The organism is Candidatus Chlorobium masyuteum (genome assembly GCF_011601315.1).
GTDB lineage: Bacteria > Bacteroidota > Chlorobiia > Chlorobiales > Chlorobiaceae > Chlorobium > Chlorobium masyuteum.
On the sequence record NZ_JAAORA010000001.1, the window covers coordinates 1 to 16700 of the forward strand.

Below are 16700 nucleotides of genomic sequence, written 5' to 3' on the forward strand. Positions count from 1 at the left end.
AGTTACGTCCAGCCTCAGTTTTGATGTCATCATATCACTTACGACGATTGAACGGTGGTTCACTTGTGTTCGTCTTCCTTGGTTCACATCTGACATCTTTTGATGCCTTTTCTGTAACGCTCACGACCATAGCTTTTGACTACAGCCGCTTACAGTGGTTTGCAATCTGCTCCTGCAAGCCGATTGCGAGGGGCCTACCCTCATCTCTCGCGCCGCTTATCTGCGGCACACGGACGTAAGTGACAGAGGTAAGTAAACAAGAAGGAAAGACCGGATTCCTCTCTGCGTTCGGAATGACAAATGAAAGGGTAAGGGGCGACAAAAAAAGGGGGTGGATCGCCGCAACCTATAAAATTTTTCAGGAATGTTGGGGGCTTGGTGACCCCGCCCTTACACAAAACAGATCGTATCCCGGTCGTGGCGGAAGCCGCGGAGGAATTCGGTGGCCTCCATCGGTTTGCGGCCTTCGAGTTGCAGGGAGAGCAGTTCAATCCAGCCGTCAGAGCCTTTGGCAAAGAGGTGGCCATCCTTGACAAGAATGGTTCCGGGTTGTTCGGATGAAGATGCAATTTCGGATGCTGCCACTGATGCCTTGAAGATCTTCATGGTTTTACCCTCAAACGTGGTCCATGCCGAGGGCCTGAGGGCAAGAGCCCTGATAAAGTTATGGAGCTCCGCTGCCGGCTGCGACCAGTTAATCCGGGTGTTGTCGCGGGTGAGTTTGGGCGCACGTGACGCAAGGGAATCATCCTGACCGGAAACCGGAACCGAGCCGGAAGCCATCAAGCGGAGGGTTTCGACAACAACTCCGGCTCCGATTACCGAGAGGCGTCGGGCAAGATCGGTAGCGTTTTCTTCAGGTGCAACGGGAGTTTTTGCGGTGAGAATAATGTTTCCGGTATCAACACTCTTCTGGAGAAAAAATGTTGTCACTCCGGTCTCCTTTTCACCACGCATAATGGCCCAGTTGATCGGGGCGGCTCCCCTGTAGGCGGGAAGAATCGATGCGTGCAGATTAAATGCGCCAAGTCGGGCCTGTTCATAAACCGCTGGCGGCAGAATGCGGAAAGCAGCCACAACAATGGCGTCCGCCCGGCAGGCGGCAACCGTTGCAGCAAACTCCGGACTGGAAACATCATCGGTTTCGTAAACCGGCAACCCAAGCGCAAGCGCTGCCTGTTTTACAGGGCAGGGTTCCGCTTCGGCATTTTTTTTTCTTCTGGGCTTGTCCGAACCGGTGACCACCAGAACCGGTTCAAATTCACTCTTCAATTCAGCTATTGCCTGCAGGGAGGGAACGGCAAATTCGGGTGTTCCCATAAAAACAATTCTCATAACAATTCAATATCAATTAGACTCAACCCTGAGTTGCAACATTGGCTGGAGAGACAACAGGATACTCCGCGTCGATAATACCCGAGGCAATATCCGTCAGCTCTTTCTGTATCTTTTTCCGGCTGCGCTTTTCCATCCGGTCAACAAAGAGCGTCCCGTCAAGATGATCAATTTCATGCTGCAACGCTCTGGCCAGCATACCGGAGAACTCACGGGTCCGCTCCAGGAAATGCTCATCACGGTATTTAAGCGAGATGACGGCCGGACGCTCCACATCCCCGTTAACACCGGGAATACTCAGGCACCCCTCTTCCATAACATTGCAACCGCTGACAGCGAGAATATGCGGATTGATGACCACCATCGGCTTTTCATTGGCATAGTTGTCAATGCAGGAGAGATCCAGCACAAGAAGCCGAACCGAATGGCCAACCTGAGGGGCCGCAAGCCCTATCCCTTCGGCGTTGCGCATCGACTCGAACATGGAGGCAATAAGCTCCTCAATGGTGCGGTCAATGCCTTTGAGAGGCTTTGCTTTCTGTCGAAGAATATCATCACTATAGATGTTGATCGGTAAAATCATACGCTTTACTGCTTTTTTTCAGGGTACAATCTGCAATATTGAAAAAAACCTTGACCGACCGCATAAAGTTGCCGAAGTGACAAGGATCGAGAGCTGAAACAAGGGTGATAAAATAAGGAATATCTGTCAGATTTCATTCCTTGCTGGCCACTATCCGCTGCATCTTCCGGAAGGAGAGAGCCGGTTACCCGCCATTGGAGGAATCCGATCTCTTTCTTTTATAGGCCGCGCCAACCCTGTCAAAAACCTGTTTAAAACCCTGAAACCGGCCGAGCGTATTTTTGACCGACTCAACCGCACTCTCTGAACCGGTATCGTCAATGCTGCCGCTCTGTACAGGATAGATCAGGATAAAGCTGTTTTTCCGGAAGTACCGGTTAAGATAGACCGGAATTTTGGCCATTTTGCTGTGATAGGAGAGATGATTTTTCCGGCTCATCACAACGATGAGATTGTCATCATTTTTTATCTCCCTGGAAATCACGAGAAAATCATTCCAATCACTGAAAACCTTGTACTCGGCATCGGAAATAGCTGCCGAATAGCGCTCTTTCAGAAAAGCAAGAGTTTGCTTTGCTGCGTATATCACCAGTCGGCTTCCGATGTTTTTCTGTATGATGATCAGCTTCTGCAGACAGTGCTCAAAGCCGATTTCATGTTCAGCATCGGCAGGAATAACCACTACCGTGCGCCTGATTGTTGCAAGTGGCTGAACAGATTTGTAGATAAAGGTTGTGACATTACACCGGCCAAGAATGCTTTCCGATGCACTGCCCAGAATACTGTCAGTAAGAATGCTCTTGTAGTGCAGACCCATTATCAGGTCGGTGATTTTCTGCTCCCTGATCACTCCGGCGATGCCGTTTACCAGATCACTGTCATAGCGGATCAGGGGAATCAGCTCATTATCGGTTGAAGAGGCTGCAACCGCTGCTTTTTCAAGAATTTTACCGGCACTCTTTGCCGCCGCCTCATCACTCATGGTGTTATCGGCAACATGCAGGGCATACATACCCTGACGATTTTTTGCCGATTTGACGATTATACCGAGGTTGACCAGCTCATCAACCGTAGTGAGGTCGTTCATCGGAATAAGTATCCGTTCTTCAGCGGTCAGAACTCCTGTTTCGGCAATCTCTTCGTCTGCTTCGGCAAGCGCGATATTCTGGGCCCCTTTCTGGCCGATAACCGTAGCAAGTGTACAGGTGACGAGAATAAAGAGAATGGTGCCGTTCAATACACTTTCATCAAGCAGTCTGACGGGATTACCCTCAAGGGTGTAGCCGGTAATGATGTTGTAGCCGATCAAAACCGTTGCAAGAGCAACCGCGGCATGGGCGCTTATAAGGCCGAAAATCAGCCTTCGCTGATCAACCGAGAAGCCGAAAAGCTTCTGGGTGATCCATGCCGAGAGATATTTGGCCACCGTAGCGGCTATGGTAATAACTGCAGCAACTTTAATGGTCTCATAATCCTTGAAGAAGGCCTGGATATTGATAAGCATACCGACCCCGATCAGAAAAAACGGAATAAAGATGGCGTTTCCGACAAACTTGATCCGGTTCATGAGCGGCGATGTATGCGAAATCAGACGGTTGAGTGCAAGTCCGCTGAGAAAGGCACCGATAATTGCATCAACACCGGCTGCCTCGGCAAGAAACCCACCGAGAAACACCATGGCCAGTACAAAGAGATACTGCAGCACACTGTCATCAAAACGCTTGAAAAACCATCGGCCAATGACCGGAAAAAGAAGCAGAACAACAAGACCAAACACCGTGATGGAAATCAGAAGCCTGATCCAGAAGAGGGTTGTCAGAACGCCGGAGCTCATCCCGGCAACAACCGCAAGAACAAGCAGGGCAAGAGTGTCGGTAATAATGGTACCACCGATGGAAATATTGACCGCCGTATTCTTTGCGATACCAAGCTTGCTGACAATCGGGTAGACAATCAGCGTATGGGAGGCGAAGATACTGCCGATAAGGATTGAGGAGAGGAGTGAAAAATCAAGAATATAGATCCCGACGACAATACCGAGAACAATGGAGATGAAAAAGGTGTAGAGGCCGAACATGATGCTGTTGCCGCTGTTTTTACGAAAATCGGCAACATCTATCTCCAGCCCGGCAAGAAACATGATATAGAGCAGACCAACCGTCCCGAAAAGAATAATGCTGCTGTCACGGAGCATCAGATTGAGTCCATGCGGCCCGACAAGAGCACCGGCAAGGATAAGACTTACCAGACTCGGGATTTTCAGACGGTTGAGAAGAAGCGGGGTAAAAAGAATGATAAACAGTATCAGTGAAAACTGTAATACCGGATTTTTTAAAGGCAGAGATATATCAATCAGGCTCAGGAGCAGCATCATGTACAATCCAGAAGTTATTCACTTGTCCTGCCGGTACTGTCTACCGGACTGGCCATGCTTTCAACGAAATAAAAAAAGGCATGCCGGCAGTGAGTTGAGGGTAATGTCCTGCTGATAACAGGAAAAAGATCACCATCACTGATGCCTGCCTGTTTTCTTAACGGCAAAACCCTGTCCGGAAGCAAATATGCATATCTTTTCAGTTGAACACAAACCATCAAACAAGCCTGTACCGCCAGAGGAATTCCCGATAGCGCTATTGCACTGTAAAAGCAGTGATTATATTACCTGCACAACCAGAGATGGAGTTCCATCAAACATTTTGACTGCACAACAATGCACTGGATCTACCTTATCATTGCAATCCTGTTTGAAGTATCCGGCACAACCTGCATGAAGTTTTCCTTTGGGTTCAGCAAACTTGTGCCATCACTTTTTATCTTTATTTTCTACGCATTGAGCTTTACCTTTCTTTCGCTGGCACTCAAGGTACTTCCTGTCGGTCTGACCTACGCCATCTGGTCTGCGGTCGGTACAGCAATCATTACCCTTATCGGTGTTATCTGGTTCGGCGAAGGAATCAATGCCGTCAAGCTCTTCTCCCTGCTTTTCATTATTATCGGCGTAGCAGGGTTGCATTTCAGTCAGGAACATGTTCACTAACAGATGAAGCATCAACATCCGATCTACAGAAAGATTGTCGTAAAAGTCGGCACCAACGTCATTACCGGTAAAAACGGAGAGCTTGACCTTGAGATTCTCGACAGCCTCACGTCACAAATAGCCGAGCTTCAAAAACAGGGAATCCAGGTTATTCTGGTTTCATCCGGTGCCGTCGGGGCAGGTCGCTCGGTGGTAAAGCTCTCCGGAACGCTTGCTCCAGTTGCGGCACGGCAGGTACTTGCGTCAACAGGTCAGATAAAGCTGATCAGCACCTACAACGATCTCTTTTTGCAGCACGGGCTTGTCACGGCACAGATACTGGTCACCAAGGGAGATTTCCGTGACCGTCAGCACTATCTCAATATGCAGACCTGCTTTTCATCCCTTCTGCAGCAGAATATCATCCCTGTTGTTAACGAAAATGATGCCGTCTCGGTCACCGAACTGATGTTTACCGATAACGATGAGCTATCCGGCCTCATTGCATCCATGATGGATGTTGAGGGGTACATTATTCTCTCGCATGTGGACGGGCTTTTCGACCTTAAAACAGGCAATGGAGCCATCATAAGCGAAATCGACCCTTCGACAAAACACTTTCATCAGTATATCAATCCGGGGAAATCGGAGTTCGGACGGGGAGGAATGCTGACCAAATGCCACATAGCGCAAAAACTCTCCCGGCTCGGCATAACCGTCCATATTGCCAACGGACGGACTCCGGGTATTCTGCTCTCGATTCTCAACGGAAAAAAAACAGGCACCAAATTTCTCGCGCAAAAACCAACCCATGGGCCGAAACGGTGGATTGCAAACAGTGAAGGGCTTGAAAAAGGGGCGGTTACCATCAACAAGGGGGCGGAAGCTGCGCTTGTGGGTGATGACCGGGCCAACAGCCTGCTCCCTGTCGGTATTGAATCCGTTGAGGGGCGCTTTCTCAAGGGCGATATTATCAAAGTCTGCTCAACGGATGGAGCCGCGATCGGTTACGGAATGGCACAATACAGCTCCGAAAAAGCACTCCAGGTGATGGGCAGGAATGGCCAGAAACCATTAATTCACTACGATTATCTTTACATAATATCCTGAAATCCGCAAAACATGCAGGAAACCATCATTCGACAGCTTGCTTTGGTTCAGCAGGCAAGCAGAGAGATCATCACCCTCAGCGATGCAAGCATCAACAGCGTGCTCTCTGATCTTGCACAGAAAATCCCCCTGCACAGCGATGCACTGCTCCTTGCAAACAGGAAAGACCTTGAGCGGATGGATCCTCTTGATCCCATGTATGACCGCCTTCTGTTGAACGCAGCGCGTCTTGAGGGCATTGCCGGGGATATCGGCAATGTTGCCTCGCTCCCCTCTCCGCTTGATCTGGTGCTTGAAGAGCGGGAACTGCCTAACAGCCTTGGACTGAAAAAAGTAACCGTGCCCATGGGCGTAATCGGTATCATCTATGAAGCACGCCCGAACGTCACCTTCGATGTTTTTGCGCTCTGCCTGAAATCCGGCAATGCAACCGTGCTGAAAGGCGGCAGCGACGCATTGCATTCAAATCTGGCCATTGTTGAGCTGATCCACTCGGTCCTCAGAGAGCACAATATCAATCCCGATGTGCTCTATCTGCTTCCTGCCGAACGTGAAGCCGCAGCCGTGATGCTCAATGCGGTCGGCTATATCGACATGATCATTCCCCGGGGCAGCCAGAAACTGATCGATTTTGTCCGCAACAACGCAAAGGTTCCGGTTATCGAAACCGGTGCCGGAATTGTGCACACCTACTTCGATAAGAGCGGTAACCTTGAGCTTGGTAAAAAGGTCATATTCAACGCCAAAACCCGCCGTCCAAGTGTATGCAACGCTCTTGATACGCTCGTAATGCACTGCGACCGCCTCAATGACCTTGCTGCCCTCGTGGAGCCCCTGCAGGAGAAGCAGGTGGTGCTGTTTGCCGATGAACCGGCCTACAGTAAACTCCAGGGGTTCTATCCTGAAGCGCTGCTGAAAAGGGCCGAACCGGAACACTTCGGCACCGAGTTCCTGTCGCTCAGGATGTCGGTCAAAACCGTCTCCTCTCTTGAAGAGGCTCTGGATCATATTGCCCGATACAGCTCCCGGCACAGTGAGGCGATCATAACGGACGATCCGTCAGCAAAAGCCACATTCCTGAAAAGGGTTGATGCTGCCGTTGTCTATGCAAACACCTCAACCGCGTTCACCGACGGTGCGCAGTTCGGCCTTGGAGCGGAGATCGGCATCAGCACCCAGAAGCTGCATGCCAGAGGCCCGATGGCCCTCAGAGAGCTCACTACCTACAAATGGATCATCGAGGGTGTCGGACAAACCAGACCATAGTGTAATGCTTGAAGCCAGAAACATCACCAAGACCTATACCCTTCCGGGTCAGCAGGCAATTCCGATCCTCAGGGGAATCGATCTCAACATCGGTGAAGGAGAGATGGTGACCATTGTGGGGGCATCAGGAAGCGGCAAAACAACACTGCTCAATGTGCTCGGCACTCTCGACACACCCGACAGCGGAGAGATCCTCTTTGACGGCGAGCAGCTCTTCATGGATAAAAAATACACCCTCTCGCCAAAAGCACTGGCCAAGTTCCGGAACCGGAAGATCGGGTTTGTCTTCCAGTTCCACCACCTCCTGAGTGACTTCACGGCCATTGAAAATGTGGCCATGCCGGAGTTCATTGCAACAGGCAAACTCCCTCCGGCAAAAAAGCGTGCCGCCGAGCTGCTTGCAAGCCTCGGACTCTCTGAACGGCTCGACCATCTGCCTTCGGAGCTCTCCGGAGGAGAACAGCAGCGGGTTGCCATTGCCCGTGCCCTGATGAACCGGCCAAAACTTGTGCTTGCCGATGAACCGAGCGGCAACCTCGACAGCAAAAACAGCCGCATGCTCTATGAGCTGATGGCAAAACTGAGCAAGGAACGCAAAACCTCTTTTATCATTGTCACCCACAATGAGGAGTATGCCGCCCTCTCCGACCGCTGCCTCCACATGCAGGACGGATTGCTGCATGCGGGCATTGAAAAAGTACTGTAAAATACCGAAGTCTCTCTATTTGTTTTTCAGCAGTTAGATTGCTAACATGAAGTCGTACTTTCGCACTAACGATAGCAAAGCAATCATGGCACAAGTCCGAGTAAGAAACAAACACCAGATCACGATACCCTCGCGTATTGCTGAATCGGCTGACATCAAGCCGGATGACATGCTTGATGTCACATTCAAAAACGGTGTTATTACCCTCATACCCGTCGCAAGAACCAAGAGGAAGGACTCTCCGCTGGCTTATGCCGGCATCGCAAGAGGGTTATGGGGTAAGACCACATCGGAAATTGAGATTGAGCTTGGGAAAAACCGTGGATCATGGGAGCGCTAAAGGAAACGCTCGACCTGTTACAGGGTCAGCAGGTCTATCTGGACAACAATATTTTTATCTACTTTCTGGACCGGAACCCCGATTACTTCCCATTTGTGCAGCCAATTATTGAGGCTGTTGCATCTGGATCAATAATTGGCTGTACAGGAGATGCTGTGATTGCAGAGATACTTGTAAAGCCTTACCAGTCAGGTAACTTCCAACTGGTTGCAAGCATAAAATCGTTTTTCAGATCAGAAAATTTTCTCTCTGTATATTCCCACAATGCTGAAGCATTTGATCTTGCTGCACAATTGCGAGCCAGGTACAACCAAAAATTTATAGATGCTTTGCACTACGCAACAGCAATTATAGCAGGGTGTAAATTTATCATTACCAACGACAGCGGCATCAAATCAAACAACCTCATTGAGGTAATCCATCTTTCCGCATTGCTGGCCAAATAAACTGCTGATCTATGAACGAACGACCTTCGATCCATAAACTCGGGCCGGTTACCCTTGCACCCTCGGTTCTCCCCCATCATGCCTGGACCTATCTCTTCGCAGCTTTTTTCTCTATCGGACTGGTTACCTTTGTTTCAATCGGGCAGGCCTATATCCTCAATGAACACCTGAAAATCCCCACCTCCCGGCAGGGAACCATCAGTGGCAACCTTGTTTTCTGGACGGAGATCGTCACCCTGCTCTTTTTTGTGCCAGCCGGGGTTCTGATGGATCGTATCGGTCGCAAACCGGTCTACAGTGCAGGATTTGTCATTGTTGCACTGGCTTATGCGCTCTACCCTCTCTCCCGATCTATTGAAGAGCTGACCATCTACCGGATGATCTATGCGCTTGGTATTGTTGCCCTTACCGGAGCGCTCTCCACGGTGATGATCGACTACCCTGCCGAGCGTTCAAGGGGAAAACTTATTGCCATCACCGGATTTCTCAACGGCCTTGGAATTGTTGCACTGAACTCGTTTTTCGGCGGCCTGCCGCATCGGCTGGTTGCCAAAGGGTTCAGCGGCAGTGATGCCGGGCTCTACACCCACTTCGCCATCGCCGGAGTTGCCCTGATTTCCGCTGTCGTTGTCGGATTCGGCCTTAAAGGGGGCACTGAAGTCCGCAAGGAGGAGCGTCCGCCTCTGCGCAACCTGATCTCAAGCGGTATCAGTTGCGCCAAAAACCCGAGAATCCTGCTCTCCTATGGCGCAGCGTTTGTAGCCCGTGGGGATCAATCCATTATCGGGACCTTTCTGCCGCTCTGGGGAACAACAGCGGGAATCGCCATGGGCATGGAGCCTGCTGAAGCGGTCAAGAAAGGAATGATGATCTTTATTATCTCTCAAGGAGCAGCACTGCTCTGGGCGCCGGTCATCGGTCCGCTGATCGACCGGTGGAACCGGGTAACGGCACTGATTGTCTGCATGGGGCTGGCAAGCATCGGCTATCTTTCGCTCGGCCTTATCGGCAATCCGCATGAGCCGGGCTCAATCATCTTTTTTGTTCTGCTCGGCATCGGCCAGATCAGCTCGTTTCTCGGAGCGCAGTCGCTTATCGGTCAGGAGGCGCCAAAAGCAGAGCGGGGATCGGTAATAGGGATGTTCAATATCTGCGGTGCGGCAGGAATTCTGGTCATCACAACCGTCGGAGGACGGCTTTTTGACTCCATGAGCCCGAAGGCGCCGTTTATTGTTGTCGGCGCCATCAATACGGTTGTCATGCTTGCAGCGCTCTATGTCCGGATCAAATTTCCGGGCAGAGGTTACAGCAGGGAGGAGCACGATTCTCCCCCAAAAAGTCATCTCGACTGAAAAGATAAATCTAATAGTACTGTGAGCTATTGACAGGCGAGCAGAACCTCGCATATCCTCTCTACCTCCTCATCCTTCAGGTAGGGATGCATCGGAAGCGAAAAGACTCTTGAACTCATATCCTCTGAAACCGGGAAATCCCCCGTTTTATAGTTGAGCGAAGCATAGGCTTTCTGGAGATGCAGCGGAATCTTGTAGTAGATCATTGTCGGTATCCCCTCTTTCTGCAAGGCCTGCATGAGCTGATCGCGCTCTGAAGATGAAGCGGCAAGTAAGGAGTATTGCGCCCATGCCGACCGGTATCCTTCAGGAATCCGGGGTACCGTGACTCTCCCCTCAAGCCTCCTGCTGTAGGAATCAGCAACACGCTGGCGGGCATCAAGTTCGTCATCAAATATGGCGAGTTTTTCAAGCAGCACCGCAGCCTGGAAAGAGTCAAGCCTGCCGTTGATACCGATCCGCTCATTATTGTATTTGTCAACACCGCTGCCGTGAATCCTGACCGAACGCAGCAGAAGGTCAAGCTCATCATCATCAGTAAAAATTGCGCCTCCATCACCATAGCACCCGAGCGGTTTGGCAGGGAAAAACGATGTCGCCCCGACAAGACCGAAACTGCCGGCCTTGCGCCCTCTGAAACTGCCGCCAAAACCCTGTGCGGCATCCTCAAGGATCCAGAGATTGAACGAGGCGGCGACCGCCTCGATACGCTCATAATAAGCCGGCAGCCCGAAAAGATCGATGGGAATAAGTGCCTTTGGCTTCAACCCTTTTGCGAGAGCCTCCTCGACACCCCTGCAGACAAGCTCGGGGTTGATATTAAAGGTGTCAGGACAAACATCAACAAACACCGGCGTCGCACCGACAAGACTGATCACTTCAGCAGTAGCAAAAAAGGTAAACGGCGTGGTCAGCACGGCATCCCCCGGTCCGATCCCTTTTGCAAGAAGAGGCATGAGCAGGGCATCGGTACCTGAGGAGCAGGAGACACAGTGACGTGAACCGACATAAGCGGCCAGACGTGACTCAAGCTCGGTCACTTCCGGCCCCATGATAAACTGGCAACTATCCACAATGCGCTCAAGGCGCTGAAGAAGCGGTGTGCGAATCCGGTCTTTCTGTGAAAGCAGATCGATAAATTGCATGGTAATGGGGGGTAAAATCAATGATCAATTGAAACTGTAAGTCAAAATACAGCTTCATTTCATTCTTTCAAGCGCTGACAACATTTCGCCCGACCGGTCCGGGAGGTGAAGCACAATCCTTCCCGCCCTGCCATTTCCGATAGATGGTGACACGATCAGATTGAAACTGAGTTTTGTGCTCCATAGGATTTTTATGTATATAGCGTAACAGACGCGTTGACTTCGTGTCGCACAGTAATATGAAGACAATCTTCCCTGGATGAGCTCCTTCTACTTTCTCGGCATAGGCGGTACGGCAATGGCTTCGGTGGCCGTTGCACTCTCCCATGCGGGTCACGCCGTAACCGGCTCGGATACACAGCTCTATCCGCCCATGAGCACCTATCTTGAAGAGCATAATATCCCCTACTTCAATGGATTTGCTGAAAAGAATCTGCTGCATGCCCTGCCCGATTTTGTTGTTGTCGGCAATGCGATAAGCCGTGGCAACCTGGAACTCGAATATGCCCTTGATCATCATCTTGAACTGATCTCCATGCCGGATCTGGTACGCCAGCATCTGATCGAAAAAAACACCTCGATAGTGGTGGCCGGGACACATGGAAAAACAACCACTACCTCACTCGTCGCCTGGCTTCTTGAGCACGGCGGCCTTAAACCGGGTTTTCTTGTCGGCGGAATTCCGGAAAACTTCTCCATGGGGTGCAGGCCTTCCGGCAGAATTGAAGCGGGTTTTTTTGTCAGCGAAGGAGATGAGTATGATACAGCCTTTTTCGACAAGCGAAGCAAATTCCTGCTCTATCGACCCGATATCGCCATTATCAACAACATTGAATTTGATCATGCCGATATTTTCAGTTCGCTGGAGGATATCAAGCGCAGCTTCAGGCTCTTTGTCAATCTGATTCCCCGTAACGGCACCCTGATCGTCAACAGCGATGACCCGACAGCCATGGAGATCGCTTCAAAGGCATTCTGCCGGGTTGAACGGTTCGGTCTGAAAACAGATGCAGAATGGAGCGCCCGCAACATATCGGTAGCGCATGAAACCTCTACCTTTGATCTCTTTTACAAAGGAGAGCTCCAGGGATCAATCACGGTTCCGCTCTTCGGCAACTACAACATTATGAATGCCCTTGCCGCAACCGCTGCGGCTGTAACTGCGGGCCTCCCTATTGAAGCGATTGCAAAAGCCATGCCCCTTTTTCTGAGGCCGAAACGGCGAATGGAGATCATCGGCACATACCCCGGAAATATAACCCTCATCGAAGATTTTGCCCATCATCCAACAGCAATACGGGTAACGCTGGAAGCTATCGCAGAGCTCTACTCGGGCCGGAGGGTTGTGACCTGTTTTGAGCCCCGGTCCAACACAACCACCCGGAATATTTTTCAGCAGGAGCTCTCGGAGTGTTTCGGCCCTGCATCCATTGTCGTGATGGGAAAAGTTCACCGTCCTGACCGCTATAAACATGAAGAGTGCCTCAACACCTCCCTGTTGCGGGAAGAGCTTCAGAAGCAGGGTAAAAGCGTTTTTCTTTCCGGAGAAGAGTCCGGCGCCTATCCTGACAATATCGTTCACTTTCTCAAGCAGCAGATCCGGAAAGATGATGTGGTTGTGGTGCTGAGCAACGGCAATTTCGGCAATCTGAAAAATATGTTGAAGGAAAGTTTTATAAAAATTTCCTGAATATTTGAATTTTCATATTATATCTTCACTGATATTTTTTAAATAAAAACCGGCACAGCCCTGCCTGTTTTTTTGACAGCTAACACTAACGCAATACAAGACCGGAAAGACATTATGGCAAAAGTAAAAGTCGGCATTAACGGATTCGGCCGCATCGGGCGTCTGGTTTTCCGCCAGGCAATGGATAACCCGAAATATGAAATTGTTGCAATCAACGATCTCTGTGACCCGAAAACCCTTGCTCACCTCCTGAAATACGACTCCACCCACAAGAAGTTCAATGGTGAAGTCAAAGTTGAGGGTTCCAATCTTGTTGTTAACGGCAGGGTTATCACCATCACCGCAGAGCGTAACCCTGAAGCTCTTCCATGGAAAGCACTCGGATGCGATCTGGTTGTAGAATCAACAGGTATCTTCACCTCGCGTGAAGGCGCTACAAAGCACCTTACCGCAGGCGCAAAAAAAGTTATCATCTCGGCTCCGGCAAAAGACAAAATTGATGCCACGATCGTTCTCGGCGTCAATGGCGACTCCATCACCGGCAAGGAAGAGATCATTTCTAACGCAAGCTGCACCACCAACTGCCTTGCTCCGATGGTAAAGGTTCTGCAGGACAGTTTCGGAATCGAAAAGGGATTCATGACCACGGTTCATGCCTACACCAACGACCAGAACATCCTTGATCTTCCCCACTCCGACCTTCGCCGCGCCCGTTCAGCAGCGTTGTCAATCATCCCGACCAGCACCGGCGCAGCAAAAGCTATCGGCGAAGTTATTCCTGAACTGATCGGCCGTCTTGACGGTTTCGCCATGAGAGTTCCGGTACCGGACGGTTCCGTCACCGATGTTACCGCCATTCTGAGCCGTGCAGCATCAAAAGATGAGATCAACGCAGCTATCAAAGCCGCTGCAGAAGGACCGATGAAGGGATACCTTGAGTATTGCACCGACCCGATCGTCTCCCAGGACATCGTCGGAAATCCTCACTCATGCGTATTCGATTCGCTCCTGACCATGAGCGCAGGCAACTTCGTAAAGGTTGTCGGCTGGTATGACAACGAGCTTGGTTACTCAACCAGAGTTACCGATCTTCTCGGAATCTACTCGCAGTACGTATAAACTCCTGCTTCGGAGAAAATATCATAAAAAAGGCGCTCCATCAGGGCGCCTTTTTTATTTGCAGTACCACAGCATCACCGCAAACCTTTCTTGGAGTTGATAATCCGATTATATTATTTTAGAGCTAGATCTGTTCCGCCAATTTGCCGCAACCATTCTTTTTTCCCATGACCAATACAGCTTCCAAACCGATGAAAGCCCTCATCCTGTTCGACAGCAAAACTTCAGGAGGATCGACCGAACTGCTTATCGATGCAATCGGCCGGGAACTTGCTGCAACCGGTGCCTACGTGGAAAAAGCCAAATGCAAAAGTCTGGGGGATTACAGCTTTGTGGAGGAGTTTGACATTATCATCATGGGAGCCCCGATCTACTACCTGATGGTCTCTTCTGAACTGCTCGGCGCGCTCCTGCAAAGCAACCTGAAAAAGTTCCTGCAGGGCAAAAAAGTCGCGCTCTTTCTTACCTGCGGCAGTCCGGAGCTGATGGCAAACCTGCTCTATCTCCCCCAGTTGAAGCTCAACCTTGCCGGCACAACAACGCTTGCTGAAAAGATTTTTGCCCCGAATCAGACTTCCGATCCGCTCATCATCAAAAATTATGTCACGGAGCTGGTTGCGGCCTACCGGAAGGCTGAGACCAAATAACAATAATACTCCTCCGGAGCTGAAATAAAATATCCCTGAACAGAAAAACCCCGATGAAACGGGGTTTTTCTGTCTGGAAACCAGGCTTATTCTCATGAAAAGATGTCACGGGCTTTTTCAAAAAAGCTCTTGGCATGAGGGTCGTTATGGGCGTCAGGAGAAATTCCCTGTGATTTCTTCAGCTCCTTCAACAGCTCCTTGTCCTGATGGGAGAGATCTTTCGGGACATAGACATTGACCTTCACATACTGGTCTCCCCGTGACGATCCTCTCAGATGACCGATACCATATCCCGGTATGCGAAGCATGGTCTCCGGCTGTGTTGAGGGAGGAATGGTGAGCTTGACCGCTCCATCGAGCGTGGGGACGTCGACTTTCGTTCCAAGTACAAGATCCGGAAAACTTACAGCAAGCGTATAGACCACATCGTCACCATTGCGTGAGAAGAGCTCATGAGGAATCTCCTCAAGCACCACAATCAGGTCTCCTGCAGCACCACCTCTCGGCCCGGTATTACCCTGACCGCGCAGGGTGAGATAGTTGCCGTCCTGCACTCCTGCCGGAACCGTAACCTTGACCGTAACCTCTCCAAGCTTGATCCCCTCACCGTAACAGGAAGTACAGCGATCCTTGATAATCCGGCCTTCACCTCCACAAGTGGGACATGCCGCAATATTGACAAACTGGCCGAACATGGTTTTTTGGGCCTGACGAACCTCACCTGTACCATTGCAGGTCTTGCAACTCTCTGTAGCTCCTGATTTGGAGCCGCTGCCGTTACACTCTTTGCAGGCAACCTGCTTTTTGATCTTCAGTGTTTTATCCACACCTTTGGCTATCTCTTCAAGCGTCAGTTTCAACCGGATTTTCAGGTCTGTTCCCTGGATGCCGGCAGATGCCCTGCCCTTTCTGGCTCCGCCACCGCCGCCAAAAAACTCCTCAAAACCGAACGGTGCACCACCGCCAGCTCTTGACCTGCCGCCGCCGAACATATCGTTGACTGCACTGAAAATATCGCTGAAGTCACTGGCTCCGGCATACTGCCCGCCGCTGCCTGAAGCCGCTGAAGAGCCGACACCTGCATGACCGAACTGATCATAACGGCGCCGCTTGTCATCGTTGCTCAATGCTTCATAGGCTTCATTGACCTCCTTGAAGTGCTCCTCTGCATCCTTGTTATCAGGATTTTTATCAGGATGAAACTGAACCGCCAGCTTTCTGTAAGCCTTTTTTATTTCGTCCTTGGTCGCCGAACGGCCAACGCCAAGAACCTCGTAATAATCTTTCTTCATAATATCACCAGCAAATTTGCTTCTCTTTTGTTCATTGTTAAAAATCGGAAAATGCTATCTGGCAACAATGACCTTTGCATGCCTGATAACCTTTTCACCCAGAAGATAACCGGTCTGATACTCTTCAATAATGGTATCCGGTTCTGCTTCAGGATGATCAATCTGGGAGATCGCTTCATGAAAATTAACATCAAGCTTCCCGCCTATCGACTCAATCGCTTTGACGCCCTTCTGTTCGAGCCAGCGATCAAGACTTTTCCTGACAAGTTCCACTCCGGCAATATAGGGTGCGGCTTCGCTTGCAGCTTCTGTATTTGATGGCGCGTGAGCAAGAACACGTTTGACATCATCGACCACCGGAAGCAGTTCCCTGATAATATTCTCAAGTGCACGCGAAGAGGCCATCATGGACTCCCGCTCCTTCTGCTTGCGGAAATTCTCAAAATCCGCCGCTCTGCGAAGCAACTCGTCACGAAATTTATTAACCTGCTCCTGCTGACGAACAAGCTCGGCTTCAAGTTCAGCTACCCTGTCAACGGGCAGATCACTTTCGTCTGCTGACTGCTCCGGGGAGGTCACCTCTTCCGGTGCAACAGTTTCCTGATTCTCCTTATTACTCACGGTTTCATTCGTTGCGTTCTTAGTCATAAATA

Annotated in this window: 16 protein-coding genes; 10 read left to right on the top strand and 6 right to left on the bottom strand. The window is 50.4% G+C overall.

Annotation, left to right across the window (positions count from 1 at the left end):
- Positions 1 to 390: 390 nt before the first annotated feature.
- The 3 genes from fmt to G9409_RS00015 form a co-directional block, all read right to left on the bottom strand.
- Positions 391 to 1335 (bottom strand): methionyl-tRNA formyltransferase, encoded by a 945-nt coding sequence (gene fmt / locus G9409_RS00005; RefSeq protein ID WP_166806857.1) that lies wholly within the window; start codon positions 1333 to 1335, stop codon positions 391 to 393.
- 22 nt (positions 1336 to 1357) lie between these two features.
- A complete protein-coding gene (def, locus tag G9409_RS00010; protein ID WP_166806858.1) occupies positions 1358 to 1918 on the bottom strand; it encodes a peptide deformylase in 561 nt (186 codons plus the stop codon).
- A 184-nt stretch (positions 1919 to 2102) separates the two neighbouring features.
- Positions 2103 to 4289, bottom strand: a complete 2187-nt coding sequence (locus tag G9409_RS00015; protein ID WP_166807422.1) for a cation:proton antiporter — start codon at positions 4287 to 4289, stop codon at positions 2103 to 2105.
- Between the two features lie 339 nt (positions 4290 to 4628).
- Here G9409_RS00015 and G9409_RS00020 point away from each other — a divergent pair, with 339 nt between their 5' ends.
- The 7 genes from G9409_RS00020 (at position 4629) to G9409_RS00050 (ending at position 10154) form a co-directional block, all read left to right on the top strand.
- Positions 4629 to 4955, top strand: a complete 327-nt coding sequence (locus G9409_RS00020) for a DMT family transporter (RefSeq protein ID WP_076790723.1) — start codon at positions 4629 to 4631, stop codon at positions 4953 to 4955.
- 3 nt (positions 4956 to 4958) lie between these two features.
- Complete coding sequence (gene proB / locus G9409_RS00025) at positions 4959 to 6044, top strand: glutamate 5-kinase (protein ID WP_166806859.1); 1086 nt, start codon at positions 4959 to 4961, stop codon at positions 6042 to 6044.
- Positions 6045 to 6056: 12 nt separating this feature from the next.
- Positions 6057 to 7310: a glutamate-5-semialdehyde dehydrogenase gene (locus G9409_RS00030; RefSeq protein ID WP_166806860.1), complete on the top strand. Its 1254-nt coding sequence runs from the start codon at positions 6057 to 6059 to the stop codon at positions 7308 to 7310.
- A 4-nt stretch (positions 7311 to 7314) separates the two neighbouring features.
- On the top strand, positions 7315 to 8016 hold the full coding sequence (locus tag G9409_RS00035; RefSeq protein WP_166806861.1) for an ABC transporter ATP-binding protein: 702 nt from the start codon (positions 7315 to 7317) through the stop codon (positions 8014 to 8016).
- Between the two features lie 85 nt (positions 8017 to 8101).
- Positions 8102 to 8356 (top strand): AbrB/MazE/SpoVT family DNA-binding domain-containing protein, encoded by a 255-nt coding sequence (locus G9409_RS00040; protein ID WP_166806862.1) that lies wholly within the window; start codon positions 8102 to 8104, stop codon positions 8354 to 8356.
- On the top strand, positions 8344 to 8802 hold the full coding sequence (locus G9409_RS00045; RefSeq protein WP_166806863.1) for a type II toxin-antitoxin system VapC family toxin: 459 nt from the start codon (positions 8344 to 8346) through the stop codon (positions 8800 to 8802). The genes G9409_RS00040 and G9409_RS00045 overlap by 13 nt, the downstream gene beginning before the upstream one ends.
- Positions 8803 to 8813: 11 nt before the next feature.
- On the top strand, positions 8814 to 10154 hold the full coding sequence (locus G9409_RS00050) for an MFS transporter (RefSeq protein ID WP_166806864.1): 1341 nt from the start codon (positions 8814 to 8816) through the stop codon (positions 10152 to 10154).
- 26 nt (positions 10155 to 10180) lie between these two features.
- On the opposite strand, the gene G9409_RS00055 is transcribed toward G9409_RS00050, so the two are convergent.
- Positions 10181 to 11299 carry a DegT/DnrJ/EryC1/StrS family aminotransferase gene (locus G9409_RS00055; protein WP_166806865.1) on the bottom strand — a complete coding sequence of 373 codons (1119 nt, stop codon included), beginning with the start codon at positions 11297 to 11299 and terminating at the stop codon, positions 10181 to 10183.
- A 259-nt stretch (positions 11300 to 11558) separates the two neighbouring features.
- Between G9409_RS00055 and G9409_RS00060 the strand changes: the two genes are divergently transcribed.
- From G9409_RS00060 to G9409_RS00070, 3 genes are all read left to right on the top strand, one after another.
- Positions 11559 to 12989: a UDP-N-acetylmuramate--L-alanine ligase gene (locus G9409_RS00060; RefSeq protein ID WP_166806866.1), complete on the top strand. Its 1431-nt coding sequence runs from the start codon at positions 11559 to 11561 to the stop codon at positions 12987 to 12989.
- 114 nt (positions 12990 to 13103) lie between these two features.
- Positions 13104 to 14108: a type I glyceraldehyde-3-phosphate dehydrogenase gene (gene gap, locus G9409_RS00065; protein WP_166806867.1), complete on the top strand. Its 1005-nt coding sequence runs from the start codon at positions 13104 to 13106 to the stop codon at positions 14106 to 14108.
- 167 nt (positions 14109 to 14275) lie between these two features.
- A complete protein-coding gene (locus G9409_RS00070) occupies positions 14276 to 14755 on the top strand; it encodes a flavodoxin family protein (protein WP_166806868.1) in 480 nt (159 codons plus the stop codon).
- A 92-nt stretch (positions 14756 to 14847) separates the two neighbouring features.
- On the opposite strand, the gene dnaJ is transcribed toward G9409_RS00070, so the two are convergent.
- Both dnaJ and G9409_RS00080 read right to left on the bottom strand, forming a co-directional pair.
- Positions 14848 to 16047, bottom strand: a complete 1200-nt coding sequence (dnaJ, locus tag G9409_RS00075) for a molecular chaperone DnaJ (RefSeq protein ID WP_166806869.1) — start codon at positions 16045 to 16047, stop codon at positions 14848 to 14850.
- Positions 16048 to 16101: 54 nt separating this feature from the next.
- A complete protein-coding gene (locus tag G9409_RS00080; protein WP_166806870.1) occupies positions 16102 to 16695 on the bottom strand; it encodes a nucleotide exchange factor GrpE in 594 nt (197 codons plus the stop codon).
- Positions 16696 to 16700 lie beyond the last annotated feature (5 nt).

Coding starts and splice junctions, on each gene's coding strand:
- G9409_RS00060 (WP_166806866.1), top strand. CDS start 11,559: ATGAGCTCCTTCTACTTTCTCGGCATAGGCGGTACGGCAATGGCTTCG.
- G9409_RS00030 (WP_166806860.1), top strand. CDS start 6,057: ATGCAGGAAACCATCATTCGACAGCTTGCTTTGGTTCAGCAGGCAAGC.
- dnaJ (WP_166806869.1), bottom strand. CDS start 16,047: ATGAAGAAAGATTATTACGAGGTTCTTGGCGTTGGCCGTTCGGCGACC.
- fmt (WP_166806857.1), bottom strand. CDS start 1,335: ATGAGAATTGTTTTTATGGGAACACCCGAATTTGCCGTTCCCTCCCTG.
- G9409_RS00070 (WP_166806868.1), top strand. CDS start 14,276: ATGACCAATACAGCTTCCAAACCGATGAAAGCCCTCATCCTGTTCGAC.
- G9409_RS00035 (WP_166806861.1), top strand. CDS start 7,315: ATGCTTGAAGCCAGAAACATCACCAAGACCTATACCCTTCCGGGTCAG.
- G9409_RS00020 (WP_076790723.1), top strand. CDS start 4,629: ATGCACTGGATCTACCTTATCATTGCAATCCTGTTTGAAGTATCCGGC.
- G9409_RS00055 (WP_166806865.1), bottom strand. CDS start 11,299: ATGCAATTTATCGATCTGCTTTCACAGAAAGACCGGATTCGCACACCG.
- G9409_RS00040 (WP_166806862.1), top strand. CDS start 8,102: ATGGCACAAGTCCGAGTAAGAAACAAACACCAGATCACGATACCCTCG.
- G9409_RS00015 (WP_166807422.1), bottom strand. CDS start 4,289: ATGCTGCTCCTGAGCCTGATTGATATATCTCTGCCTTTAAAAAATCCG.
- gap (WP_166806867.1), top strand. CDS start 13,104: ATGGCAAAAGTAAAAGTCGGCATTAACGGATTCGGCCGCATCGGGCGT.
- proB (WP_166806859.1), top strand. CDS start 4,959: ATGAAGCATCAACATCCGATCTACAGAAAGATTGTCGTAAAAGTCGGC.
- G9409_RS00080 (WP_166806870.1), bottom strand. CDS start 16,695: ATGACTAAGAACGCAACGAATGAAACCGTGAGTAATAAGGAGAATCAG.
- G9409_RS00045 (WP_166806863.1), top strand. CDS start 8,344: ATGGGAGCGCTAAAGGAAACGCTCGACCTGTTACAGGGTCAGCAGGTC.
- def (WP_166806858.1), bottom strand. CDS start 1,918: ATGATTTTACCGATCAACATCTATAGTGATGATATTCTTCGACAGAAA.
- G9409_RS00050 (WP_166806864.1), top strand. CDS start 8,814: ATGAACGAACGACCTTCGATCCATAAACTCGGGCCGGTTACCCTTGCA.